This is a genomic window from Affinibrenneria salicis, from assembly GCF_008710095.1.
This window is the reverse complement of sequence record NZ_VYKJ01000004.1, coordinates 183,852-209,550: the sequence shown is the minus strand read 5'-3', so window position 1 is coordinate 209,550 and position 25,699 is coordinate 183,852. Positions and strand designations below refer to the sequence as shown.

Here is a 25,699-nt window from a genome sequence, read left to right as displayed (position 1 = left end):
GAGTCGTCATGTTTAATCGCTTATGGACCCTCATCGTAAAAGAGCTGCAGTCGCTGCTGCGCGAACCACAGACGCGCGCCATCCTGATCGCACCGGTGATCCTGCAGGTCGTTCTGCTGCCGTTCGCCGCCACGCTGGACGTTACCAACGCCACCATCGCCATTTACAGCGAAGACAACGGCCAGGCTTCGGTGGAGCTGACCCAGCGGCTGGCGAAGGCCAGCGCGTTCTCGCAGGTTCTGCTGCTGCATAGCCCGCAACAGGTGGCGCCCACGCTGGACAACCAGCGCGCGCTGTTGCTGGTGCGTTTCCCCGCCGATTTTTCGCGCGATATCGCCAGCGGCCGGACCGCCTCCCTGCAGGTGATCCTGGACGGCCGCAATTCGAACAGCGCGCAAATCGCCGCGCGCTATGTGCAGCAGATCGCACGCGACTATCAGCTGGAGCTGCTGGGCGATCGCGGCACGCTCAACAACAGCGAACTGGTGGTGCGCCACTGGTATAACCCGAATCTGGATTACAAATGGTTTGTGGTGCCGTCGCTGATTGCGCTGATCACCACGATTGGCGTGCTGATCGTCACCGCGCTGTCGGTGGCGCGCGAACGGGAACAGGGAACGCTGGAACAGCTGTTGGTTTCGCCGCTGTCGACCTGGCAAATCTTCGTCGGCAAAGCGGTGCCGGCGCTGATTGTCGCCAGCTTTCAGGGCTCCATCGTGCTGGGCGTGGGAATTTTGGGCTATCGCATCCCTTTCGCCGGTTCGCTGCTGCTGTTTTACGCCGCCATGCTGACCTACGGCCTGTCGCTGGTCGGCTTCGGTCTGTTGATTTCAGCGCTGTGCTCCACCCAGCAGCAGGCGTTCATCGGCGTGTTTGTCTTTATGATGCCGGCCATCCTATTGTCCGGCTACGTCTCGCCGGTCGAAAATATGCCGGTGTGGCTGCAGCACCTGACGTGGATAAACCCGATACGTCACTTTACCGATATCACCAAACAGATCTACCTCAAGGACGCCGATTTTCACATCATCTGGCACAACCTGTGGCCGCTGTTGGTCATTACCGCGTTCACCGGCAGTATCGCTTACCGCATGTTCCAGCGTAAGGTGGCGTAACGGGCCGACAGCCGGTCATTCAGCGCCCGCGACTGTCGGTACGATCGGCGCGGGGCGTGAACGCTCCGCGCCGGCGCGACTACTCAAGGCTAACCACCACAACGGATTTGGCGGGGATTTTCAGCGTCAACACCGAACCGTTGATTTTACCGTCCTGGTAACTGGCCGGGTGAATAACTTCGGTCTGACCCAGCACGTTATGCGCATCCATCACCGCGCTGGTCAGCACTTCGCCGGAGACCGACTTCGCCTTTAGCGTTCCCAGATCGATGGCCAGCTCATAGCCTGCGCGCAGGTTCATATTGGCCACGCCGATATAGACCTTGCCGTCCTTCGCCCTGGCGGCGGAAACATTAAATGCCGGGAACGACTTGTCGCCGGCCGACAACAGCGGCGCCTTCACGTCGAGCGGGATAGCGGTGGAATCCTGAAACGGCACGTACATTTTGAATGCATAATAAGTCGGCGTCAGCGCGATCTTATCGCCCGCGGTCAGAATCATCGCCTGCAGAACGTTGATGGTCTGCGCGATGTTGGTCATCCGCACGCGTTCAGCGTATTTATGGAAAATATTAAAATTGGCGGCGGCCAGAATCCCATCGCGCAGGGTGTTCTGCTGGAACAGATGGCCAGCGTAAGTGCCGGGTTCAACATTATACCAGGTGCCCCACTCGTCAACGAACAGACCGATGCGTTTTTGCGGATCGTGTTTGTCCATCACGGCGATATGCTGCTGCAGCACATCATCCATACGCATGGTTTGCTGGAAAATCGCGTTCCATTGCTCTACGGGAAAACCCGTGGCGCTGGCCTGATTACGATTGACCCATTCGCCCGTCAGCACGGTGTAGAAATGCAAAGAGATGGCGTCCATGTGAAACGCGGCGTTTTTCATCACCACATCGGTCCAGTGGGTGTCGTCGTTATTGGCGCCGGAGCCGACGCGCAGCGCGGTATTGTCATTGCCCTCATGGAAATTGAGGCCGTCTTTATGGAAGAACGATCCCCAGCGGCGCAGTTCGTTGGAATAATATTCCGGCGTCATATTGCCGCCGCAGCCCCAACTCTCATTGCCGATGCCGATAAACGGCACCTTAAACGGTTCGTCGCGGCCGTTGGCGCGGCGCTCGTTGGCCAGACTGTCCTGGTCCTTCGAGGTCAGGTATTCAATCCATTCGCGCATTTCCGTCGGCGTGGAGGTGGCGACATTGACCGAGATATAGGCGTCCGCGCCGATCTGTTCGGCAAAATCGAAAAATTCATGGGTGCCGAACGCATTGCTTTCCAGAGCGCCGCCCCACCAGTTATTCTTGCGCACCGGGCGCTTATCGCGCGGCCCAATGCCGTCTCGCCAGTGATATTCATCGGCAAAACATCCGCCCGGCCAGCGGACTACCGGCACTTTGATCGCCTTAAGCGCGGCGACCACATCATTTCTGATGCCGCGCGTGTTCGGAATGGCGGAATCGGGGCCAACCCAAATGCCGTCGTAAATGCTGCGCCCCAGATGCTCGGAGAACTGACCATAGAGGTAGCGCGATATTTGCGGGCCGGATTTTTCCGCCTGCAGCGTCGCTTCAATGCGGCTATCCGCGCCAGCCGCCGACATTACTCCCATCCATCCCGCCATGAAAAGCGTAGTGCGTTTAATCATTCTCATCGACCCCTCGTCAATAACATAAAGATAAAAAAAAACCCAAGTGAGCCTCTTGCGAGAACCCACTCAGGTTTTGCCTGGCCAGCGGCCAGTAACAATCCAGATTGATATTAACGAGAAAGACTATAGAGAATAGCCGGACCGCGATATAACGCCGATCACACTTCCGCCTTTCCCGATCGCGAATGCGGCCTTAACGGCGGTTGCCGAAAATACGCAGCAGCATCAGGAACAGGTTGATGAAGTCCAGATACAGCGTCAGCGCGCCGACGATCGAATATTTGCGGAAATTATCCTTGTCGTTCGGGGACAGCTGTTCGCCGATGCCTTTCAGCTTCTGCGTGTCATAGGCGGTCAGCCCCACGAACACCAGCACGCCGATATAGGTCACCGCCCACATCAGCGCGGTGCTTTTCAGCCAGATATTGACCAGCGACGCCAGGATAAGCCCGATCAGCGCCATAAACAGCATGCTGCCAAAGCCGCTTAAATCGCGCTTCGTCGTGTAACCATACAGGCTCATGGCGCCAAACATACCGGCCGTGATCACAAAGGTGCTGGCGATCGACGCGCCGGAATAGAGAATGAAAATGCTGGACAGCGTCAGACCGGTCAGAGCCGAGTACAGCATAAACAATGCGGTCGCCACCCCGCCGCTCAGGCGCTGCACCATACCGGAGATGACGAACACCAGACCGAGCTGCGCGATGATCAGGCCATAGAATGTAATTTTGCTGGAGAACACCAGATCCAATACCGCCGGCGTATTGGCCGCGTACCATGAAACAAACGCCGTGAGCAGCAGCCCGCAGGTCATCCAGCCGTATACCTGCGCCATATACGCCTGAATGCCGCTACCGGCGCGCTCCACGATAGAACCATTAGAACGAGGATATCGATCCATGAGATCACCTTTTTAGTCAATGAAACGAAACGCGAGTCCGGCGGTCGCCGCCCCGCACTGTAGAGCATAGCCTACCACAGATTTCGCCGCGACGCGGCTTCTTGCTTTTCCTGCCGCGCGCGGCCCCGGAAGGGGGTTATTGTAGAGTAATCAGCTTGATAGCGGTTGCGCTACCAACGCTGCGCCGCCTGCCGATCGCTGTCGCGCGACGCCACCCACTGATCGCCCTGCGGCGTGCTTTCCCGCTTCCAGAACGGCGCGCGGGTTTTCAGGTAGTCCATGATGAAACGCGCGGCGTCAAACGCCGCCTCGCGGTGCGGCGCGCTGACGCCGACAAACACGATTTCATCGCCGGGAAACAGTTCGCCGACCCGGTGGATCACGCTGACGCGCGGCAGCCTCCAGCGCTGACGCGCCTCGGCCACAATATCGGCCAGCGTTTTTTCCGTCATGCCCGGATAGTACTCCAGCGTCAGCGCGCTGACGTCCCGCGCCAGATTATGGTTGCGTACCTTCCCGGTGAAGGTCACCACCGCGCCGTCTTCATCACACTGCGCCAGCCACTGATACTCCTCGCCGACGTTAAAGGGCGCCGCGCCCACCCGGATTCGCATCTCGTCCATCATTAACCCCCGGTGACCGGCGGGAAGAACGCCACTTCGTCGCCCGCGCGCAGCGGATGGTTCATCTCGACCAGCGACTGATTGACCGCCGCCAGCAGTTTGCCGCGCTCCAGCGCCAGCGCCCAGCGATCGCCGCGCGCGCACAGCGCCAGACGCAGCGCCTCCACGTCGGCGTAGTCGTCCGTGTCCAGCGCCAGGCGATCCGTTCCGGTTAATTCGCGCACCTGGGCAAAAAACAACACGTTCAGCATACTTCCTCCCGGCGGAAATCGCCCGACTTGCCGCCGCTTTTAGTCAACAGCCGCACCGGACCGATCGTCATATCTTTCTGCGCCGCCTTACACATATCGTAAATCGTCAGCGCTGCGACCGTCGCGGCGGTCAGCGCCTCCATTTCCACGCCGGTCTTGCCGCTTAGCCGGCACAGCGACTCAATGCGCACCCGGTTATGTTCGGGCTGCGCTTCCAGCTCGACCGCCACCTTGCTGAGCAACAGCGGATGGCACAGCGGAATCAGCTCCCAGGTGCGTTTGGCCGCCTGAATTCCGGCGATGCGCGCGGTGGCGAACACATCCCCTTTATGGTGGCTGCCGTCGATAATCATCGCCAGCGTGCGCGGCGCCATGCTGACATAGGCTTCGGCGCGCGCCTCGCGCGCCGTCTCGGCTTTATCCGTGACATCCACCATACTGGCTTCGCCAGCGGCGTTAATATGCGTCAGTTGCGTCATAAATCACTTATTCTTTCAGATGAGGATAAAAATTGCAGGGGCGCTGACGGGCGTCCAGCTGTTCGACGATAATACGCTCCCAGCCGGTGCGGCAGGCGCGGGTGGAACCGGGCAGCGCAAAAATCACCGTCCGGTTGGCCAGACCGGCTATAGCGCGCGACTGCAGGGTCGCGGTGCCGATATCTTCGTACGAAATCATGCGGAACAGTTCGCCGAAGCCGGCGATTTCACGATCGAACAGCACGCCGATCGCTTCCGGCGTCACATCGGCGCCGGTAAAGCCGGTGCCGCCGTTAATCAGAATGACCTGCACCTCTGCGCTGGCGATCCACACCGCGACCTGCGCGCGGACCTGATAGAGATCCTCGGGCGCAATGGCGCGCGCGACAATCTGATGACCGGCCTCTTCGGCCGCCTGCCGCAGGTAATCGCCGGAGGTGTCGTCCTGTTCAGTGCGCCAGCCGGACACCGTGAGAACGGCGATTCGCAGCGGGATAAACGTATCGCTGACCTTACTCATGCTTAACTCCTTCGGAACGTCCGTTTAGCCGCCGATAAACGCCAGATTGGGGGTCATGCCGCTGTTGCCTTCATGCAGCCCGTGCGTTTGCTTTTTCTGCGCTAATCCGCCGGCAATACGCGATTTCAATGCGTCAAGCTGCCGGTCGTCCGTCAGCAGATCGCGCAGCGGGACGCCCTGTTCGCCGAACAGACACAGGTGCAGATTGCCGACGGCCGATACGCGCAGACGGTTGCAGCTCAGACAGAAGTCTTTTTCATACGGCATGATTAGACCGATCTCGCCCTGATAATCGGGATGGCTGAACACCTGAGCCGGACCGTCGCTCAGGCCGCGCGGCTGCCGCAGCCAGCCCTGCTGCAGCAAACGCTGGCGAATCTCCGTCCCCGCCACGTGGCGCTGGCGAAACAGTTCGCCGCCCTCGCCGGTTTCCATCAGCTCGATGAAACGCAACTGGATCGGCCGGCGGCGAATCCAGGCCAGAAAACTGTTCAGGCTGCTGTCGTTAACGCCGCGCATCAGCACCGTGTTAACTTTGACGCGGGAAAAGCCGCAGGCGAAGGCGGCATCGATACCGTCCATGACCAGGCGAAATTTGTCCTGACCGGTGATGGCGTGAAACTGACGGGCGTCCAGGCTGTCGACGCTGACGTTGAGGCTGGTCAACCCGGCCTCGCGCCAGCGCGCGACATCGCGCGCCATCCGGTAACCGTTGGTGGTCACCGCCAGCGCGCGAATCGCCGGGTTTTCGCGCACCGCCGCGATAATGTCAACGAAGTCGCGACGCAGGGTGGGTTCGCCGCCGGTGAGCCGCACCTTCTCCGTCCCCAGTTCGGCGAAGGCGCGGCTGACGCGGCGAATTTCTTCCAGAGACAGGAAGCCGCGCTGTCCGGCGCCGTCGGGACGATAGCCGTCCGGCAGGCAATAGGTACAGCGGAAATTGCATACGTCGGTGATCGACAGACGCAAATAGTAGAACTTACGCGCAAACGCATCAGTCAGTTGACTCACGATAAACACCTTTCCAGATACGGGAGATGCGGGCATTTCTGCCGTGCACCCTGGTGACCCGAAGGCCACGGCCCAGACGCCATATGCCGCGCGATGCGGCACTTAGGCGACTGGGCTAGGAGTTTGATTTTGTCGCCGCGACGACAAAACCGTGATAATGACAGGGAGTCTACCGCTAACCTTTGCCGCCGTCACTTAAAATGCGGTATATACATTGATATATAACGATTTTATCCCACGCCCGCACCGGGCCGCGCAAGCGGCGCCGGCGCGCCTCTGACTGAGGATTTTTCGCCTTTTTGCGCCAGATCCGCTACCTTACGCGAATTATCATATTTTCTTATCCTAAGGATCACTATGCGCAACCGCACACTGGCCGATCTCGACCGGGTCGTCGCTCTTGGCGGCGGTCACGGGCTGGGCCGCGTGATGTCATCCCTCTCTTCGCTCGGCTCCCGTCTGACCGGGATTGTCACCACCACCGACAACGGCGGCTCGACCGGCAGAATACGCCGGGCGGAAGGCGGTATCGCCTGGGGCGACACCCGCAACTGCCTTAACCAGCTGATCACCTCGCCCAGCGTGGCCTCGGCCATGTTCGAGTACCGCTTCAGCGGCAACGGCGAACTGGCCGGCCACAATCTGGGCAACCTGATGCTGCGCGCGCTCGATCACCTGAGCGTGCGGCCGCTGGAGGCGATCAATCTGCTGCGCAACCTGCTGAAGGTCGACGCCTTTCTGATCCCGATGTCGGAGCAACCGGTCGATCTGCAGGCGGTGGATGAACAGGGTTACCCGGTGTACGGCGAAACGGCGATCGACCAGATGGCGACGGTGCCGCAGGATCTGCTGCTGGTGCCGCCGGTCAGCGCCACGCGCGAAGCGCTGGACGCCATTGCCGAAGCCGATCTGATCCTGATCGGCCCCGGCAGCTTTCTCACCAGCCTGATGCCGCCGCTGCTGCTGAGCGACCTGACGCGGGCGCTGCGCCGTACCCAGGCGCCGATCGTTTATATTGATAATCTGGGGCAGGAACTCAGCCCGGCGGCGGCCAGCATGACGCTGGCGCACAAGCTGGCGATGATAGAAAGCAAGGTGGGACGACGAATTATCGACGCCGTGCTGGTCAGCCCGACGACCGACGTCAGCCAGATTCACGATCGGCTGATCGTACAACAACCGCTGGCCGCCAGCGATGTGCCGCACCACCACGACCGACAGCGCCTGCGCGACGCGCTGGAGAAAACGCTGCAGGCGCCGGGCTGACGACGGCGTTACTGCGCCGCGTCTTCGCGCAGCCAGGGCGTATAGGTCACGCCGGTCAGAATCCCTTCCGGGCTGAGAAAACGGCTCACCGTTTGCCCCCAGGGCTCCAGCCGGTTTTCGATCAGCAACTGATAGCCGTGCTGTTGCAGAATCCGCGAGGCCTGCGCCACGTCATCCACCTCCAGCTCCAGCCAGCACTGCGGCTCCGGCAGCGTTTCCGGCCAGTCCGGCCGGCCGAAACAGGACTGACTGGCCTGCGCCAGCGGCCACAGCGAGAAATGTTTCACGCCGTCCAGCCTGTCCGTCAGCAGATAGTCTTCGTTGCCCGGCATCGCCTGCAGCGGCAGCCCCAACGCTTGCAGCCAGAGGCGGCTGCTCTCCGTCTGTGAGCGCACCACCGGCCCGAAGCCGGCCACGAAACGCACGTTTAACTGCGGTATCGACATACTGTTTCTCCCTAAAAGGCTATTTTTTCAGCCCGATAACAATCAGGACAAGGCGATAAACTGTTCGCGCAGCGCGTGTACCTGGTCGCGCAGGCTGGCCGCCTCTTCGAACTCCAGGTTCTGCGCATGCTGCAACATTTTGCTCTCCAGCTCGCGGATTTTCTGCTGTAGCGCCTGCGGCGACAGCGCCTGATAAGGCGCCACCGACTCGGCCGCCTTTTTGCCGACCTTGCCGCGCCCTTTGCCCACCTTCTGGCCCAGTTGCAGAATATCGCCGATTTCCTTATTCAACCCCTGCGGCACAATGCCGTGCGCCTCATTATAGGCCTGCTGTTTTTCCCGTCTGCGCTCCGTCTCGCCAATCGCCTTTTCCATCGACGCCGTAATACGGTCGCCGTACAGAATCGCCTTGCCGTTCAGGTTGCGCGCCGCGCGGCCGATGGTCTGGATCAGCGAGCGTTCGGAACGCAGGAAGCCTTCTTTATCCGCATCCAATATCGCCACCAGCGACACCTCCGGCATATCCAGCCCCTCGCGCAGCAGGTTGATGCCCACCAGCACGTCGAATTCGCCGAGGCGCAGATCGCGGATAATCTCCACCCGCTCGACGGTATCGATATCAGAGTGAAGGTAGCGCACCCGTTCGCCGTGCTCTTCCAGATACTCGGTCAGGTCTTCGGCCATGCGTTTGGTCAGCGTGGTGACCAGCACGCGCTCATTCAGCGTCGCGCGCAGGCGGATTTCCGACAGCAGGTCATCCACCTGGGTCGCCACCGGACGCACCTCGATCAGCGGGTCCAGCAGACCGGTCGGCCGCACCACCTGGTCGATCACCTCGCCGCCGGATTTATCCAGTTCATAGGCGCCCGGCGTCGCCGAGACATAAATGGTCTGCGGCGCAAGCGCCTCGAACTCTTCAAATTTCATCGGCCGGTTATCGAGCGCGGAAGGCAGGCGGAAGCCATACTCCACCAGCGTCTCCTTGCGCGCCCGGTCGCCGCGATACATCCCGCCGATCTGCGGAATGGTGACGTGCGACTCATCGATCACCAGCAGCCCGTCGGCCGGCAGGTAGTCAAACAGCGTCGGCGGCGGCTCGCCCGGCCCGCGGCCGGACAAGAAGCGCGAGTAGTTTTCAATGCCCGAGCAGTAGCCCAGTTCGTTCATCATTTCCAGATCGAACTGAGTGCGCTGGCTTAGCCGCTGCTCTTCCAGCAGCTTGTCGTTGGCCAGCAGCACCTTACGGCGATCGGCCAGCTCCAGTTTAATCTCTTCCATCGCCTGTAAAATACGCTCGCGCGGCGTGACGTAGTGGGTCTTCGGGTAGATGGTGTAGCGCGGAACAACCTGTTCGACCTGGCCGGTCAGCGGATCGAACAGGGACAGGCGCTCGACCTCCTCATCGAACAATTCGACGCGCAGGGCGGTATCTTCCGATTCGGCGGGGAAAATGTCGATCACCTCGCCGCGCACGCGGAACGTGCCGCGCTGAAAGGCCTGATCGTTGCGGGTATACTGCAGTTCGGACAGCCGGCGCAGAATCGCGCGCTGGTCGATGATCATGCCGCGGGTCAGATGCAGCATCATTTTCAGATACAGATCGGGATCGCCCAGCCCGTAAATGGCCGACACCGAAGCCACCACTACCACGTCGCGCCGTTCCAGCAGCGCTTTAGTGGCCGACAGGCGCATCTGTTCGATATGCTCGTTCACCGAGGCGTCTTTTTCAATAAAGGTATCCGAACTGGGCACATAGGCTTCCGGCTGATAGTAATCGTAGTAAGAGACGAAATACTCCACCGCATTGTCCGGGAAAAACGCTTTCATCTCGCCATATAGCTGGGCCGCCAGCGTTTTATTCGGCGCCAGCACCATGGTGGGCCGGTTGAGATCGGCGATCACGTTGGCGATGGTGAAGGTTTTACCGGAGCCGGTCACCCCCAGCAGCGTCTGATGGGCCAACCCATCCTCCAGCCCCTCTTCAAGGCGCCGGATGGCTTCAGGCTGATCGCCGGCGGGCTGAAACGCGGAATGTAATTTGAATGCTTTACTCATGAACGGGCTACCTGCTGAATACGTGCGCGGAATCAGAATACGGACGGCGAAATAAGCGCGACGACCGGCTATCTATTATGGTGCGAATCCGCCGCTTTGCCAGTCACATAATACTGGATATAAAAACAGCATCAAGCGCTTTATGCCGGCGCGACGCGTCGATACGGGCGAAAAAAAAGCGCCGTCCGGACGAGATGCGCGATGGCCGGCGTCACGGGTTCATTCGCCGCAATTGTCAAGCCCGTTTATCCCCAGCCGACGCGTTTTTTTAACATCTGGCCGGCCGGGCGCGGGTTAAATGATGCCGCCAATCCGCGCGGGTCAGTACAGGACTTGATTTTAGCTAACGATATGATAATTAGTAAGTTTGAAAAAAAGCGGAGAATAGCGCCAATCGCGTTGGAAGCCGCGCCCTCTCTCGTTTTTTACGCTTTTCTTAACCCTAATGCACACAGTTATCCACAGAAATAGTGGATAACTCCCACAATCCCGCGGCCGCTCTGGCTTAGAGAAATGCCGCTCTGCCCGCGCATTTGCCGCGACATGGATTTTTTTAACGTTTTTTTTCGTTATTTCCCGCACAAAATTATGCTGAAAAAAGCTAAATCCCTGTCGTCGCGGGGCGGAGAGCGCCGTAGCGCCACCCTGCCCGAATGACCCGAAGCCAAAGTTCAAGCTGCTTTTTTCTATTGATTAACGGGAATTGATGCGGAAATGACGATTTCAGACCGGCGGCAGTCGACAATCGCGCCCACAGACGGCGGATGAGACGCGTCCGGCGGGTAGTGAAATCCGTGCTCTTCCCTGCCGCGCGGAGGAAATAACCATCCTGCCTTTTTGGCTGATTTCCATTCCCCCGGCCTTTCCTGCCCGCACGGGAATAATGCCCTCTCCCGCCTCGCGCCCGTTAACGGGGCGCCAGCGGCGCCAGATCGAGATAAGCGGCCAGGTCCTGCCGCCGCCCGGCGGGCAGATGAGGGATTTCGCCCAGAAGCGGCGCATTGAGCGACTGGCGCAGGGTAGCCAGATATTCCGCCTGCCGGCGGCCCGGCGCGACCACCGCATTGGCGATCCAGCCGCCGAGCGTCAGGCCGGCCTGCGCGATGGCGGCGGCGGTCAGCAACGCGTGATTAATACAGCCCAGCTTCATGCCGACCACCAGGATCACCGGCAGCCGCTCCGCCGCGACCCAGTCGGCCAGCGTCTCGCGACCGGACAGCGGGGTAAACCAGCCGCCCGCCCCTTCCACCACGATCCAGTCGGCGCGCCGCTCAATGCGCCGCAGCCCGTCGGACAGCCGCGCCAGCGACACCGGCCGCCCCTCCGCGGCGCTGGCGATATGCGGCGAGGTGGCCTCGGCGAAGGCCAGCGGATTCACCTCGTCATAATCCAGCCGCACGCTGCCGCTGGCCTGCAGCAGCAACGCGTCGCCGTTGCGCAGGCCGGCGGGCGTTTGCTCGCTGCCGGACGCCACCGGTTTATAGCCGGCGCAGCGATAGCCGGCGCGCGTCGCCGCCTGCAGCAGCGCGCAGCTGGCGAGGGTTTTGCCCACATCAGTATCCGTTCCGGTCACAAACCAGCGTTCAATCATGATAAAGCACACCATAAATCAGATGATAACTCAGCGGAAAGCCCTGTTCCCGCCGCGGATAGCCGGTCGCCAGCGCATCGAGCCGCCGCCGCCCCAGCAGGCCGGGAGCACGTCCCTGCTGCAGCCAGGTGGCGCCGATGCCTTTTAGCGACTGCATCAGCGTCATCACGTCCGAAAACCACAGGCAGTGCTGTTCGGCACTAATTTGATGGCGCCAGGGTCGACAGGCCTGCTCGATCGCCGCGGCCGGCAGAAAGCGGTTCACCCGCCGCGAACCGTCCAGCGCCGTCCAGGCCTGCGCCAGTTCCTGCAGAGAGCCCTGCGCAAGGGTGGAAAACACCACCCGGCCGCCCGGCCGCGTGACGCGGTGCAGTTCGGCCAGCGCGCGCGGCAGCGTATCGCACCACTGTACCGCCAGGTTGCAGAAGCTGATGTCCACCGCGCCGTCGGGCAGCGGCAGATGTTCGATATCGCCGCTCAGATAATGCGTGGCGGCCTGCTGCTGGCGCGCCTGAGCCAGCATCTCCGCCGACAGGTCGAGCGCCGTCACCTCGCGCCCCTGCTGACGCCAGCGCCGGCTGAAATAGCCTGTGCCGCAGCCGGCGTCCAGCACCTGTCGGCCGGGATGATCGGCGCTCAGCGCCATCAGCCGCTCGCCGCTGATGCGCTGCAGTTCGGCAAAACGATCGTAGCGCGCCGCCGCCCGGCCGAAGGCCCGGGCGATGGCCTGCTTATCCGCCTGACGCGGCGCGGGCTCAGTCGGCATGGCGCAGTACCTCCAGCAGCCTATCGATATCTTCCGGCTGGTGGGCCGCCGTCAGGGTGATTCGCAATCGGGCGCTGCCCGGCGGCACCGTCGGCGGACGCATGGCGCTGACCCACATGCCGGCCGCGCGCAGCCGCTGCGCCAGTTCCAGCGCCCGCCCGTTGTCGCCCACGATCAGCGGCTGAATAGCGCTGTCCGAGTCGGTAAGACGCCACGGCAGCGCGCGCAGGCCGGCGCGCAACTGCCGAATATTGCGCTGCAGCGCGGCGCGCAGATCGTCGCCCTGACGGATACGGGTCAGCGCGGCGCTCAGCGCGCAGGCCTGGGCGGCCGGCATGGCCGTGCTGTAGATCAGATGACGGGCGAACTGCAGCAAATACTCCGCCGTCGGCTGTTCGCACAGCACCGCCGCGCCGCTGACGCCGAAAGCCTTGCCGAACGTGACCACCAGCAGATCGGGCCGCACGCCCTGACGCCAGCAGCTGCCGCGCCCCTGCTCGCCGCACACGCCGATGCCGTGCGCGTCATCCACCATCAGCCAGGCGCCGGCGGCGCGGCTGAGCCGCTGCAGCTCGGCCAGCGGCGCGCTGTCGCCGTCCATGCTGAACACGCCCTCGGTCACCACCAGCGTCTCGCCCCCGTCGTCCGGTTTGGCCAGCAGCGTTTCAAGCGCCGACGGCTGATTATGAACAAAACGGCGCAGTACGGCGGGCGACAGCGTCGCCGCTTCGATCAGCGAGGCGTGACTGAGCTTATCGGCCAGAATACGGTCGCCGGCGCGGGTCAGCGCCGTTACCAGCGCCTGATTGGCGGCATAGCCGGAGATAAACAGCAGGGCGCGCGGATAGCCGAGCCAGTCGGCCAGCGCCTGCTCCAGCGCGGCGTGCGCCACGCTATAGCCGGTGACGTGACCGGAGCCGCCGCTGCCGGCGCCGTAGCGCCGCGCGCCCTGACGCCAGGCGGCTATCACCCCGGCATCGCGGCTTAGCCCCAGGTAATCGTTGCTGGAAAAATTGAGATAGCGCCGTTCGCCCTGCGTCAGCCAGCGGCCGTTGCCGCCGTCGTTCGCCTGCCGCGTGCGGTAAGCGTCGTCACGCCGGCGCTGCGCCAGCTCATGCGAGATACGCTGCTGCCAGCTCATTTACACCGCCGCGTTGTAATACTGTTCGGTATCGGCATGCAACAGCTGTTGCGCCAGGCGCTCCTGCTGCTGATTGTCGCCGTATTCGGTCTGCGTCTGCTGCGGATTGAGCCCCAGCTTGCGGAACAGCGCCAGGTCTTTATCCTCTTTTGGATTCGGCGTGGTCAGCAGCTTGCAGCCGTAGAAAATCGAGTTGGCGCCGGCCATAAAGCACATCGCCTGCATCTGTTCGTTCATCTGTTCGCGCCCGGCCGACAGGCGAACATGCGAGCGCGGCATCATGATGCGCGCCACCGCGATAGTGCGAATAAAGTCGAACGGTTCGACGTCATCGTTGTCCGCCAGCGGCGTCCCTTTCACCTTAACCAGCATATTGATCGGCACGCTTTCCGGCGGTTTCGGCAGATTAGCCAGTTGCACCAGCAGGCCGGCGCGGTCGCGCACCGTCTCGCCGAGACCGACGATGCCGCCGGAACAGACCTTAATCCCGGCCGAGCGCACCTTGTCCAGCGTATCCAGCCGTTCCTGATAGGTGCGGGTGGTAATGATATTGCCGTAAAATTCCGGCGAGGTATCGAGGTTATGGTTATAGAAATCCAGCCCGGCCTGCGCCAGACGTTCGGCCTGAGAACCGTTCAGCGTGCCGAGCGTCATGCAGGTTTCCATCCCCAGTTCCTTCACGCCGCGCACCATCTCTTCCAGATACGGCATATCGCGCTCATGGGGATTTTTCCACGCGGCGCCCATGCAGAAACGGGTGGAGCCGGCGGCTTTGGCCTGACGCGCGGAGTCCAATACCTGCTCCACCTGCATCAGCCGCTCCGTTTCGATACCGGTGCGGTAGCGCGAGCTCTGCGGACAATATTTACAGTCTTCCGGGCAGGCGCCGGTCTTGATCGACAGCAGCGTGCTGACCTGAACCTGACGGGGGTCAAAATGCTGACGATGCACCTGCTGTGCCTCGAACATTAATTCCAGAAACGGTTTTTCAAACAGCGCCTGCGCCTGTTGCAGGGTCCAGTGAGTACGATGCGTCATCCCGGCCTCTCCAGCTAAAAAAGTTTCGTCAGTGTAAATTACCCCTATATACTGTCAACTATTATGAGATATTTTTGGTTTACATTGAAATGAACGCATCCGATCTGGATTTCGATCAGCAACACATCTGGCACCCCTATACCTCTATGACCCGGCCGCTGCCCTGTTATCCGGTCACCGCCGCCAGCGGCGTGCAGCTGACGCTGGCCGACGGCCGCCGTTTAATCGACGGCATGTCCTCATGGTGGGCGGCGATCCACGGCTACAATCACCCGGTCATCAACGACGCGCTGCAGCGGCAGCTAGCGCAGATGGCGCACGTAATGTTCGGCGGCATCACCCATCCGCCGGCGGTGGCGCTCTGCCGCCAGTTGGTGGCGCTGACGCCGGACGGGCTGGACTGCGTCTTTCTGGCCGACTCCGGTTCGGTAGCCGTAGAAGTGGCGCTGAAAATGGCGCTGCAGTACTGGCAGGCGCTCGGTCAGCCGCGCCAGCGCTTCCTCACCCTGCGCCACGGCTACCACGGCGATACCTTCGGCGCGATGTCGGTGTGCGATCCGCAGAACTCGATGCACAGTCTGTATCAGGGTTATCTGCCCGACCATCTGTTCGCCGACGCGCCGCGCTGCGCCTTTGACGATGAATGGCGCGACAGCGATATCGCGCCGCTGGCCGCGCTGCTGGAACGGCACGCCGCGCAGATCGCCGCCGTGATTCTCGAACCGATCGTGCAGGGCGCCGGCGGCATGCGTTTTTACCACCCGCGCTACCTGCAGCGCGTGCGCGAGCTGTGCGATCGCCACAACGTGCTGCTGATTGCCGATGAAATCGCCACCGGCTTCGGCCGCACCGGCCGACTGTTCGCCTGCGAACACGCCGGCATCGCGCCGGATATTCTGTGTCTCGGCAAGGCGCTGACCGGCGGCTATCTGACGCTGTCCGCCACGCTGACCACCCGGACGGTGGCCGATACCATCAGCCAGGGCGAGGCAGGCTGCTTTATGCACGGCCCGACCTTTATGGGCAACCCGCTGGCCTGCGCGGCCGCCTGCGCCAGCCTCGAACTGTTGGCGCAGAATCACTGGCCGCGCCAGGTTAGCGCGATAGAGCGGCAGCTGCGCGCCGAACTGCTGCCGCTGAGCGCGCTGCCGACGGTGGCCGACGTGCGGGTGCTGGGCGCGATCGGCGTGGTGGAAACCCGCCGCCCGGTCAATATGGCGCGTCTGCAGCGCTTCTTCGTCAATCGCGGCGTCTGGATCCGACCGTTCGGCCGGCTGATCTATCTGATGCCGCCCTATATTATTCAGCCCGGCGAACTGAAACGCCTGACCGACGCCATCGGCGCGGCGCTGGACGACGACGCCCTGTTCACCGACTAAATCCCGCGCGGCGAACCGTTCGCGCTTCGCCGCCTGGCAAAAAGCTGTGATCTATGGCACACCAATTTCATTAGCGCTATGATTGACCCTTCAGTTAATCAGGAATGTCCCATGCGTAATACAATCACTCTTTGCTGGCAGTATTTACGCGCTTTCGCATTGATTTATCTCTGCCTGCTGGCAGGCAATGCGGTATCCGCAATACTCCCTATTACCATCCCCGGCAGTATCATCGGTATGCTGATCCTTTTCGCCCTCCTCGCCTCGCAAATTTTGCCCGCCCAGTGGGTTAAGCCCGGCTGCCATCTGTTCATCCGCTACATGGCCCTGCTGTTCGTGCCGATCGGCGTCGGCGTCATGAATTATTACGATCTGCTCAGCCGCCAGTTCGGTCCGATCGTGGTTTCCTGCCTGGTGAGCACCTTTGTTGTGTTGCTGGTGGTCGGCTTCTGCACCCAGTTGATGCAGCGCGAAGGCGAACCCATTAATGAAGACATTAGCGGAGAAGAAGAGAAATGATCGCAAATCTGTGGTGGTCGCTGCCGTTGACTCTGGCGGTATTTTTTGCCGCCCGTAAGCTGGCCATCGTATTGAAAATGCCGCTGCTGAACCCGCTGCTGGTATCGATGCTGGTGATTATCCCGCTATTGCTGATTACCCATATCAGCTATGAGCGCTATTTTGCCGGCAGTAAAGTGCTCAACGATCTGCTGCAGCCGGCCGTAGTGGCGCTCGCATTCCCGCTCTACGAACAGATTCATCAGATCCGTGCGCGCTGGAAATCCATCATTAGCGTCTGTTTCATCGGCAGTATAACGGCCATTGTGTCCGGCACGCTGATTGCCCTGTGGCTAGGGGCGTCGCAGGAAATCGCCGCTTCGGTGCTGCCTAAATCGGTGACGACGCCGATCGCCATGGCGGTAGCGAGTTCGATCGGCGGCATTCCGGCCATCAGCGCGGTGTGCGTGATTTTTGTCGGCGTACTCGGCGCGGTGCTCGGCCACGCCCTGCTCAACCGGGTGCGCATTACCACGAAAGCCGCGCGCGGCCTGTCGATGGGCACCGCATCTCATGCGTTGGGTACCGCCCGCTGCGCCGAGGTGGACTTTCAGGAAGGCGCCTTCAGCTCCCTGGCGCTGGTCATTTGCGGGATTATTACCTCGCTGGTCGCGCCCTTTATCTTCCCGATCCTGCTGCATCTGTTTAAATAACGTCTGAACGCGGCCGCCGCCCCTCGGCTGCGGCGCGCCCACCGGCATCAGCCCCGGCGAGCGCCATGCGCGCCGCGACGTGGCGTAAGTTCAGACAAGAGAGGCAAAGCGAAGGGCGGACGGGGCGCGGATAACGCGCCGCGGCGCAAGCCGGGCTTAAGCCCGGCGTCAATAATGCATCGGCCAGACGTTACGCCTTCTGGTCGGCCTGCGGCGTCTGAGCGCGCAGGAACGGCAGCAGGAAAAGCGCCGACAGACAGGCGGCGACGGAGATGACCACAAAGAAGCCGGTCCAGTGCCATCTTTCCATAATCTGCGCAATCGGATAGCCCGACAGCGCCGCGCCGAGGTAGGCGAACAGGCCGACAAAGCCGGTGGCCGCGCCGGCCGCGTCTTTGTGCGAACACTCGGCGGCGGCCATGCCGATCAGCATCTGCGGACCGAAGATAAAGAAGCCGATGGCGAAGAAACAGCCGGCCTGCAGCACATAACTCACGCCCGGCATCAGCCATAGCGAAGCGACGGACAGAAAGATGCCGATGGCAAAAATCAGGTTCATCGGCCCGCGGTTGCCGCGGAACAGTTTATCGGATCCCCAGCCGGCGACCAGCGAGCCGATAAAACCGCCCACTTCAAACAGCGACAGCGCGGAGTTGGCGGTCATCAGCGAATAGCCCTTTTCCTGCGCGAGGTAGAGGTTGCCCCAGTCGTTGATCGCCGTGCGCACCACGTAAACCAGCACATAGCTGATCGCCAGCAGCCAGATATACTTGTTGCTCAGCACGTAGCGTTTCACGATCTCTTTGTTCGACAGCCCCAGACCTTCGGACTCCTGCACCTGTTCCATCGCGTCGTTGCGCCATTTGCCCACGCTGGGCAACCCCATGCTGGAGGGCTTGTCGCGCAGGCGCCAGCACACCAGCAGACCCAGCGCGATGCCGATGACGCCCGGAATGATCATGCCGTAGCGCCAGCTGAAATGCAGCGAGATAAAGCCGACCAGCAGCGGGATCAGCGCGCCGCCGAAGTTATGCGATGTGTTCCAGATCGACCACCAGCCGCCGCGTTCGGCGCGCGAATACCAGTTGGTGAGAATTTTAGAACAGGGCGGCCAGCCCCAGCCCTGGAAAAAGGCGTTCAGGATCCACAGCGCGCCGAAGACCAACAGCGAGGAACTCAGGCCGAAAATGATATTGATCACGCCGGTCATGATCAGCCCCAGCCCCATAAAATAGCGCGGGTTGGAACGATCGCTGATCATCCCGGAAATAAATTTGGAACAGCCGTAAGTGATGTAGAACAGCGTGCCGAGGATCCCGACATCGGACATACTCAGCCCCAGGTCGCTGACCATGGCGGGCATGATGAAGTTGAAACTTTTACGGGTGAAATAGAACGCGGCATAGCCGACATACATCACCCACATTAGCTGAATGCGCCAGTATTTGTACGTCGCATCAACCTGAGCCGCGTCCCGTATCGGCTCTGCGTCGGGACGGCTCTTTAAAAAGGACCACATAAAAAACCTCAAGAATAATTCGCGATAAAATTCGTGGCGCCTATGGTGCGGCGCGGCGCAGGAAAACAGTTAAGCCGATGGCGCAACGCCACCAGGAAAATTTCCTGGTTTTATCCGTTCCGGGCAAAAATTGTGGGCAGGATCACAACCAGCTCGGTCCCCTGGCGGTTAAGCAGCCGAAATTCGCCGCCCATGGCGCGCACCCGGTCGCTGATCCCGCGCAAGCCATAACCGGCCGTCGCCCGCTGCGCGTCCACGCCGCGCCCGTCGTCCCGGATGCTGACGTGCAGCTGTCCGCTGACGCTGAGCTGCGCGCTGATCTCAATGCGCGTCGCTCCGGCGTGTCGGCAGGCGTTGGTCACCCCTTCCTGACACAGGCGGTAAAGCAGAACTTTCAGACTATCGTCCACCCGCTGGTCGGGAATCCGCCAGTTGAGCACCGTCACCATCGGCTGCTCCGGCGGCACCAGTTCGCGCAGCAGCGCGGCGATCGCCGCCGACAGCGGCAGATTAGTCAGCGCGGCCGGCCACAGCCGCGCCAGCAGATCGTGCACGCCGTCATAGATGCGCAGAGCGTAGCGCTCGATGGCCCCGGCGCTGTCGACCACCTTCGGCTCGCGGGTCAGGCGCCGGATGATACTGGACTGGGTGCGGATTACGGTGATGGTCTGGCCGATTTCATCGTGCAGTTCGCGCGCAATCTCGCGACGGGTATTTTCCTCCGCCATCACCAGCAAACGCGCCAGCTCGCGGTTTTCCGCCAGTTTCTGACTAAGCTGTTGATTCAGATAGCGCTGCCGTTCGATTCCCGCGCCCAGCAGCATGCCCATCAGGCTCTGCGCCAGCAGCGACAGCAGCATATCGCGGTGCGCCGCCGCGTCATGCGGGTCGGTCGCCACCAGCACGATGCCGTTCAGCAGGGTGGCCAGCAGCGCGCCCTGCCAGCCGTAGCGCCAGGACATAAAAACCACCGGAATCGCCAGACAGAACGGAACGAAGCGACGCAGTTCCTCATTGACCGCCAGATGCTGCAGCCACAGGCTGAGGGTAAACAACGCCAGATAGCAGACCAGATGGCGCAGCCGCAGGTTGACGGGGTGATGGATCAGTCCCGGTTCCAGCGGCAGCCAGATCTGACGGGCCAGATAGTGCCAGATCAACAGACAGGTCGGCGCCACCGTCAGACCGCCGCTCAATCCGAGCAACAGCGCCTGGCCGGCGTCGCCGCGGGCGACCAGCGACCAGCCCGCTGTCTGCAGCAGCGCGGCCAGCACCACCACCGCGCCCTGCTGCAGCGGCCGTTGCCACTCGGCGTCTTCCTGCCGGTAGCGGCGCAGCCAGCCGCCGGCCAGCGAAGCCAGCCCGACGCACAACCCCAGATTGAGCGCCGCCGCCCACAGCCAGCGGCCGGCGCCGAACTGCTGAGACAAAAACCACAGCATCATCGCTTCGGCGAGAAGGATCCCGCTCCAGTGGCGGCGCGGCGCCAGCAGCAGAATGCCGATGCGCAGGCCGAAGGGGAACAGCATCACGGCCTCGGTCTGCTGCGCCACCAGCGCCGCGCCGATGGCCCACAGGCAGAACCAGGCGCAGGCGTAGAGGAAAAAAATCGCCAGCGCGGCAATCGCGCGTTGCATCAGTACCCCAGCATCCGTTGCGCCAGCTCAACGTTGTTGCTCACGCCCAGTTTGGCGAACAGGTTGGCGCGATGCACGTGTACGGTTTTCGGCGAAATACCCATCTGAGCCGCCGCTTCGCGCACCTCCAGTCCCTGCGCCAGCAGCATGGCGACCTCGCTTTCGCGCCGGGTCAGCGGATCGACCTGCGCGCGCGCCAGGCGCTGCGCGATCTCCGGCATCAGGTATACCCCGCCCTGCCCGACGGTGCGCACGGCGGTCACCAGATCCTCGGGATGGCAACGTTTTGATAAAAATCCGCGCGCGCCGCGTTTGAGCGCCAGTTCCACCATCGCCGGATTATCGTGCATCGACAGCATAATAACCCCCAGCCCGGAGGGCAGATCGGACAGCAGGTCGAGACCGCTTTCGCCCGGCATGGCGATATCGCAGATACAGATCTGCGCCCGCAGCCCCGGCAACCCGGCGCGCGCGTCCACCGCCGAACTGAATTCGCCCACCACCTCGATGTCGTCCTCCAGCGTCAGCAGCTGTACGAATCCTGAACGCACGATCGCGTGGTCATCAATAAACACTACCCGATAACTCATGATGGGCTCCGGCCGCTCGCAAAAAAGCGCAGATTATACATTAGAGGCGCAGAAAAGCACCGTTCGGGTCATCCGGCGGGCGGGAAGTCTCAGACCGGATAGCGGCGCCGGTCGTCTGTCGTCTGTCGTCTGTCGTCTGCCGTCTGCCGTCTGCCGTCTGCCGTCTGCCGTCTGCCGTCTGCTGTCTGCTGTCTGCTGTCTGCTGTCTGCTGTCTGCCAATAAAAACATGAATCAGATCACATATTAATTTTATTAATTACATAACTTTCATAGAAAGTGTTTTAAATATCACGCTATACCCAAATAGATTCGGGTTGCAGGCAGGCGGCAGCGCAGCGACAAATTCGTCGGCAACGAATTTATCCAGCCAACGGCAGGCCTGCGCTGAGAAACAGGATGTCTCTCATTATTTCCCGGGCGCTTACCCCTGTAAGCAACCAGGATAAGGGACAAATCTGCCGCGAGCAGATTTGAGCGCCGCTGGCTGCGGTTCGGTAAGAGCGAACCCATGAATGGGGCGAGCGACAAAGCCGACATACCCGCGGCTTAAAGTATGAAGGGGGTATACCCTGATAATTCGCGGGACGGGCACGACTATGGCGAATAAATCGTTGCGCGCTGCCGAGCGCAGGCCGGCCGTTGCGGTTCCCCGTCCACGCCATGCTGAAGGAGTGAGTCACGATGCACCCGCGTTTCCAGTCTGCTTTTGAACAGTTGCCCGCCGCGCTGCGGTCCGCGCTGGCGCCGATGCTGCACGCAGCGTCTTTTACCGCCGCGTTCAGCGCCGGGCAGGTCGACCTGCTGTGTCAGGCCAGCGGCCTGCAGCGCGAAGCGCTGGCTTTTAGTCTGCTGCCGCTGGCGGCCGCCTGCGCGCTGGCGCCGATCTCCGCGTTTCAGGTCGGCGCCATCGCGCACGGCCGCAGCGGCAATATCTATTTCGGCGCCAATATGGAATTTTCCGGCGCGCCGCTGCAGCAAACGGTGCATGCGGAACAGAGCGCGATCACCCACGCCTGGCTGCAAAACGAAAAGCAGCTGATCGCCGTCACCGTCAACTACACGCCATGCGGGCACTGTCGCCAGTTTATGAATGAGCTGAGAGGCGCCGGGCAGTTGCATATTCATCTGCCCGGTCGGCCCGCCGCCCTGCTCGGCCACTACTTGCCGGACGCCTTTGGGCCGGGCGATCTGGCCATCGACACCCTGCTGATGGACGAGGTGCAACACGCATACCGACTGGCCGACGACGACGGCGCCCCGCTGGCGCAGGCCGCGCTGACCGCCGCCTGCCGCAGTCACGCGCCGTATAGCGGGGCGCACAGCGGCGTGGCGCTGGAGGATCGGCAGGGCAATATCTACTGCGGCCGCTATGCGGAAAACGCCGCCTTCAACCCCAGCCTGCCGCCGCTGCAGGCCGCGCTGATCCTGATGAATATGCGCCAGGGCGACCTGAGCGCTATCCGGCGGGCGGTGCTGGTTGAACAAGCCGACGCCGCCCTGACGCAGTGGCCGGCTACCCGCGATACGCTGCGGGCGCTGGGCTGTGAGCAGGTTGAACGACGCTTGATCAATAAGCAGATTTAATCGGATAGCGGCGAGAAAGATCGGCAGGCAAGCATATGTAATTATTTTAATTAACAAATTCTGTACATATTTTGCAGGTCTTCTAAGATCCGGCTTAACGTTTGTCTCTGTTGTCCCGAAAGGTAAAATAAAACCATGGAATTAGAATACGAAAGTAAACGCCCCCTCTATATCCCCTACGCCGGCCCGATTCTGCTCGAATTTCCCCTACTGAACAAAGGCAGCGCTTTTACCGAAGAGGAACGCGCGACGTTTAACCTGCGCGGTCTGCTGCCCGAAGCGGTGGAAACCATTGAGGAACAGGCGGAACGCGCCTGGCGCCAGTTTCAGGAATTTAAAAACGATATTGAGAAGCATGTGTATCTGCGCAATATCCAGGATACCAATGAAACGCTGTTCTACCGCCTGCTGGACGGCCATCTCAATGAGATGATGCCGATCATCTACACCCCGACGGTAGGCGAAGCCTGCGAGCACTTCTCCGACATCTATCGCCGGGCGCGCGGTCTGTTTATCTCCTACCCGAACCGGGCGCACATCGATGACATGCTGCAAAACGCCACCAAACAGAACGTTAAAGTCATTGTGGTGACGGACGGCGAGCGTATTCTCGGCCTCGGCGACCAGGGCATCGGCGGCATGGGGATCCCGATCGGCAAGCTGTCGCTTTATACCGCCTGCGGCGGCATCAGCCCGGCCTATACCCTGCCGGTGGTGCTGGACGTGGGCACCAATAACCCGCAGCGCCTGAATGATCCGCTGTATATGGGCTGGCGCAACCCGCGCATCGCCGACGACGAATACTATGCGTTCGTCGATGAGTTCATCCAGGCGGTGAAACGTCGCTGGCCCAACGTACTGCTGCAGTTTGAAGACTTCGCGCAGAAGAACGCCACGCCGCTGCTGAAACGCTATCGCGACGAGATCTGCTGCTTTAACGATGATATTCAGGGCACCGCCGCCGTGGCGATCGGCAGCCTGATCGCCGCCAGCCGCGCGGCGGGCTGCCGCCTGCGCGACCAGACCGTCGCGTTCCTCGGCGCCGGCTCCGCCGGCTGCGGCATTGCCGAACAGATTATCGCGCAGATGAAATCGGAAGGGCTGAGCGAGGAAGAGGCGCGCGGCAAGGTCTTTATGGTCGACCGCTTCGGTCTGCTGACCGACAAATTGCCGAACCTGCTCGATTTTCAGAGTAGCCTGGTGCAGAAAAGCGACAGCCTGAGCGAATGGGATATCACCAGCGACGCGATCTCGCTGCTGGATGTGGTGCGCAACGCCAAACCGACCGTGCTGATCGGCGTCTCCGGTCAACCGGGCCTGTTCACGGAAGAGATTATCCGCGAAATGCACCGCCATTGCCCGCGCCCGATCGTCATGCCGCTGTCCAACCCGACTTCGCGCGTCGAGGCCCGGCCGGAAGATATTATTCGCTGGACCGACGGCGCCGCGCTGGTCGCCACCGGCAGTCCGTTCGCGCCGGTTAATTATCAGGGCAAGCTGTACCCCATCGCCCAGTGCAATAACTCCTATATCTTCCCGGGCGTGGGGCTGGGCGTGCTGGCCTCCGGCGCTCGTCGTATCACCGACGGCATGCTGATGGCCGCCAGCCGCTCGCTGGCCGACTGTTCGCCGCTGGCCAACGACGGCGAAGGCGCGCTGATGCCGGATCTGTCCAGTATTCAGGAGGTGTCGAAACGCATCGCGCTGGAGGTGGGTAAAGCCGCCCAGCTGCAGGGCGTGGCGGTCGTGACGTCGGCCGATGCGCTGAATAAGGCCATCGCGCACAACTTCTGGCAGCCGCAGTACCGCAGCTACAAGCGCACCTCGTTCTGAGCCGCTAACGACACAGACCCGGCGCAAGGCCGGGTCTGTTAACACTATGGCGCAAGGAGAGCATTATTTCTTGCGCGCATACTTCAGCGAATCCAGCGCTACGGCGAAGATAATAATGCTGCCCTTAATGATATACTGCCAGTACGGGTTGATGCCGATATAGGTCAAACCGTAGTTGATGACGGTAAAGATAATCACCCCGGTCACCACCCCCAGCACCGTACCGACCCCGCCGGCGAACGATACCCCGCCCACCACGCAGGCGGCGATGGCGTCCAGTTCATACATGAAACCGAGGTTATTGGTGGCGCTGCCGATGCGCCCGGCTTCCAGCAGGCCGCCGAAGGCATAGAAAACGCCGGACAGCGCGTAAACCATGATCAGGTTCAGCGGCACGTTGACGCCGGAAACCTTCGCCGCTTCCGGGTTACCGCCGATAGCGAAGATATTCTTGCCGAAGCGCGTTTTATTCCACAGGATCCAGACGAAAACGGTGGCGATAATGGCGTAGAAGGTAATATAGGATAGCTTAAAGTCGCCGAACCGCAGGAACCCCTGGGCAAATGCGGAGAACTGCTGATCGAAACCGGCCACCGGCGACGCGCCCACCGAATCGTAGTACAGCGAGTTAATGCCATACACGATGATCATCGTGCCGAGGGTGGTGATAAACGGCGTCACGTTGAGATAGGCGATAATCAGGCCGTTCACCAGACCGATGATCGCGCCGATGGCGCACACCAGCAGGATCACCAACGGAATCGACCAGGTGCCCATCTGCGGGAACACCTTATTGACGTTATCCATCGACTGCAGCAGCGTCGCCGCCACCACCGCCGCCAGCCCCACCTGACGCCCGGCGGACAGGTCGGTCCCCTGGGTGACGATCAGCCCGGCCACGCCCAGCGCGATGATGATGCGCACCGAAGACTGAGTAAGGATGTTGCTCAGATTCATTAAACTTAAAAATGTCGGATCCTGGATAATAATAATTGCCAGCAGTACCAGCAACACCACATAAATGCCACCCTCTTTGAAATAGGTGAACAAAGTTTTTTTATTTAGCGCGTTCATAATCACGT

Annotated in this window: 24 protein-coding genes and 1 riboswitch; of the genes, 7 read left to right on the top strand and 17 right to left on the bottom strand. The window is 61.3% G+C overall.

Annotation, left to right across the window (positions count from 1 at the left end; translation table 11 throughout):
• Positions 1–8 precede the first annotated feature (8 nt).
• Positions 9–1,115, top strand: coding sequence for an ABC transporter permease (locus FJU30_RS10235; protein WP_150434861.1), 1,107 nt, complete (start codon positions 9–11; stop codon positions 1,113–1,115).
• 79 nt (positions 1,116–1,194) lie between these two features.
• On the opposite strand, the gene FJU30_RS10230 is transcribed toward FJU30_RS10235, so the two are convergent.
• From FJU30_RS10230 to moaA, 7 genes are all read right to left on the bottom strand, one after another.
• The gene (locus FJU30_RS10230; protein WP_150434860.1) at positions 1,195–2,769 is read right to left on the bottom strand and encodes an alpha-N-arabinofuranosidase; all 1,575 of its coding nucleotides are present in this window, start codon (positions 2,767–2,769) and stop codon (positions 1,195–1,197) included.
• 196 nt (positions 2,770–2,965) lie between these two features.
• Positions 2,966–3,676: a Bax inhibitor-1/YccA family protein gene (locus FJU30_RS10225; protein WP_150434859.1), complete on the bottom strand. Its 711-nt coding sequence runs from the start codon at positions 3,674–3,676 to the stop codon at positions 2,966–2,968.
• Positions 3,677–3,846: 170 nt separating this feature from the next.
• Positions 3,847–4,299, bottom strand: coding sequence for a molybdopterin synthase catalytic subunit MoaE (gene moaE / locus FJU30_RS10220; protein WP_150435027.1), 453 nt, complete (start codon positions 4,297–4,299; stop codon positions 3,847–3,849).
• A gap of 2 nt (positions 4,300–4,301) precedes the next feature.
• A complete protein-coding gene (gene moaD, locus FJU30_RS10215; RefSeq protein ID WP_150434858.1) occupies positions 4,302–4,550 on the bottom strand; it encodes a molybdopterin synthase sulfur carrier subunit in 249 nt (82 codons plus the stop codon).
• Positions 4,544–5,029 carry a cyclic pyranopterin monophosphate synthase MoaC gene (gene moaC / locus FJU30_RS10210; protein ID WP_150434857.1) on the bottom strand — a complete coding sequence of 162 codons (486 nt, stop codon included), beginning with the start codon at positions 5,027–5,029 and terminating at the stop codon, positions 4,544–4,546. The genes moaD and moaC overlap by 7 nt, the downstream gene beginning before the upstream one ends.
• 7 nt (positions 5,030–5,036) lie before the next feature.
• Complete coding sequence (moaB, locus tag FJU30_RS10205; RefSeq protein ID WP_150434856.1) at positions 5,037–5,549, bottom strand: molybdenum cofactor biosynthesis protein B; 513 nt, start codon at positions 5,547–5,549, stop codon at positions 5,037–5,039.
• Between the two features lie 24 nt (positions 5,550–5,573).
• Positions 5,574–6,563: a GTP 3',8-cyclase MoaA gene (moaA, locus tag FJU30_RS10200; protein WP_191091582.1), complete on the bottom strand. Its 990-nt coding sequence runs from the start codon at positions 6,561–6,563 to the stop codon at positions 5,574–5,576.
• A riboswitch (molybdenum cofactor riboswitch) is annotated at positions 6,552–6,694 on the bottom strand. (Overlaps the previous gene by 12 nt.)
• Positions 6,695–6,917: 223 nt before the next feature.
• Here moaA and yvcK point away from each other — a divergent pair.
• A complete protein-coding gene (gene yvcK, locus FJU30_RS10195; RefSeq protein ID WP_150434854.1) occupies positions 6,918–7,826 on the top strand; it encodes a uridine diphosphate-N-acetylglucosamine-binding protein YvcK in 909 nt (302 codons plus the stop codon).
• A gap of 8 nt (positions 7,827–7,834) precedes the next feature.
• Here the strand turns inward: yvcK and FJU30_RS10190 are convergent, their stop codons facing one another.
• The 6 genes from FJU30_RS10190 to bioB form a co-directional block, all read right to left on the bottom strand.
• Complete coding sequence (locus tag FJU30_RS10190) at positions 7,835–8,272, bottom strand: VOC family protein (RefSeq protein WP_150434853.1); 438 nt, start codon at positions 8,270–8,272, stop codon at positions 7,835–7,837.
• A gap of 42 nt (positions 8,273–8,314) precedes the next feature.
• Positions 8,315–10,327, bottom strand: coding sequence for an excinuclease ABC subunit UvrB (gene uvrB / locus FJU30_RS10185; RefSeq protein ID WP_150434852.1), 2,013 nt, complete (start codon positions 10,325–10,327; stop codon positions 8,315–8,317).
• A 907-nt stretch (positions 10,328–11,234) separates the two neighbouring features.
• A complete protein-coding gene (gene bioD, locus FJU30_RS10180; protein WP_150434851.1) occupies positions 11,235–11,918 on the bottom strand; it encodes a dethiobiotin synthase in 684 nt (227 codons plus the stop codon).
• Positions 11,911–12,684, bottom strand: a complete 774-nt coding sequence (gene bioC, locus FJU30_RS10175) for a malonyl-ACP O-methyltransferase BioC (protein ID WP_150434850.1) — start codon at positions 12,682–12,684, stop codon at positions 11,911–11,913. Before bioC ends, bioD begins: the two co-directional genes overlap by 8 nt.
• The gene (gene bioF, locus FJU30_RS10170) at positions 12,674–13,825 is read right to left on the bottom strand and encodes an 8-amino-7-oxononanoate synthase (RefSeq protein WP_150434849.1); all 1,152 of its coding nucleotides are present in this window, start codon (positions 13,823–13,825) and stop codon (positions 12,674–12,676) included. The genes bioC and bioF overlap by 11 nt, the downstream gene beginning before the upstream one ends.
• The gene (gene bioB, locus FJU30_RS10165) at positions 13,826–14,863 is read right to left on the bottom strand and encodes a biotin synthase BioB (RefSeq protein ID WP_150434848.1); all 1,038 of its coding nucleotides are present in this window, start codon (positions 14,861–14,863) and stop codon (positions 13,826–13,828) included.
• 89 nt (positions 14,864–14,952) lie between these two features.
• On the opposite strand from bioB, the gene bioA reads away from it, so the two are divergent.
• The 3 genes from bioA (at position 14,953) to FJU30_RS10150 (ending at position 17,453) form a co-directional block, all read left to right on the top strand.
• Complete coding sequence (gene bioA, locus FJU30_RS10160) at positions 14,953–16,242, top strand: adenosylmethionine--8-amino-7-oxononanoate transaminase (protein WP_150434847.1); 1,290 nt, start codon at positions 14,953–14,955, stop codon at positions 16,240–16,242.
• 111 nt (positions 16,243–16,353) lie between these two features.
• Positions 16,354–16,761, top strand: a complete 408-nt coding sequence (locus tag FJU30_RS10155; protein WP_150434846.1) for a CidA/LrgA family protein — start codon at positions 16,354–16,356, stop codon at positions 16,759–16,761.
• Positions 16,758–17,453 (top strand): CidB/LrgB family autolysis modulator, encoded by a 696-nt coding sequence (locus FJU30_RS10150; protein WP_150434845.1) that lies wholly within the window; start codon positions 16,758–16,760, stop codon positions 17,451–17,453. Before FJU30_RS10155 ends, FJU30_RS10150 begins: the two co-directional genes overlap by 4 nt.
• Positions 17,454–17,643: 190 nt before the next feature.
• Here FJU30_RS10150 and uhpC read toward each other — a convergent pair whose 3' ends face one another.
• The 3 genes from uhpC to uhpA all read right to left on the bottom strand — a co-directional run bounded on the left by uhpC (position 17,644) and on the right by uhpA (position 21,199).
• On the bottom strand, positions 17,644–18,972 hold the full coding sequence (uhpC, locus tag FJU30_RS10145; protein ID WP_150434844.1) for an MFS transporter: 1,329 nt from the start codon (positions 18,970–18,972) through the stop codon (positions 17,644–17,646).
• 110 nt (positions 18,973–19,082) lie between these two features.
• Complete coding sequence (uhpB, locus tag FJU30_RS10140; protein ID WP_150434843.1) at positions 19,083–20,609, bottom strand: signal transduction histidine-protein kinase/phosphatase UhpB; 1,527 nt, start codon at positions 20,607–20,609, stop codon at positions 19,083–19,085.
• Positions 20,609–21,199 carry a transcriptional regulator UhpA gene (gene uhpA, locus FJU30_RS10135; RefSeq protein WP_150434842.1) on the bottom strand — a complete coding sequence of 197 codons (591 nt, stop codon included), beginning with the start codon at positions 21,197–21,199 and terminating at the stop codon, positions 20,609–20,611. Before uhpA ends, uhpB begins: the two co-directional genes overlap by 1 nt.
• 682 nt (positions 21,200–21,881) lie before the next feature.
• On the opposite strand from uhpA, the gene cdd reads away from it, so the two are divergent.
• Together cdd and FJU30_RS10125 are read left to right on the top strand one after the other, a co-directional pair.
• Positions 21,882–22,784, top strand: a complete 903-nt coding sequence (cdd, locus tag FJU30_RS10130; protein ID WP_150434841.1) for a cytidine deaminase — start codon at positions 21,882–21,884, stop codon at positions 22,782–22,784.
• A 135-nt stretch (positions 22,785–22,919) separates the two neighbouring features.
• The gene (locus tag FJU30_RS10125) at positions 22,920–24,617 is read left to right on the top strand and encodes an NAD-dependent malic enzyme (RefSeq protein ID WP_150434840.1); all 1,698 of its coding nucleotides are present in this window, start codon (positions 22,920–22,922) and stop codon (positions 24,615–24,617) included.
• 63 nt (positions 24,618–24,680) lie between these two features.
• On the opposite strand, the gene mglC is transcribed toward FJU30_RS10125, so the two are convergent.
• Positions 24,681–25,691: a galactose/methyl galactoside ABC transporter permease MglC gene (gene mglC, locus FJU30_RS10120; protein WP_150434839.1), complete on the bottom strand. Its 1,011-nt coding sequence runs from the start codon at positions 25,689–25,691 to the stop codon at positions 24,681–24,683.
• Between the last annotated feature and the right edge of the window lie 8 nt (positions 25,692–25,699).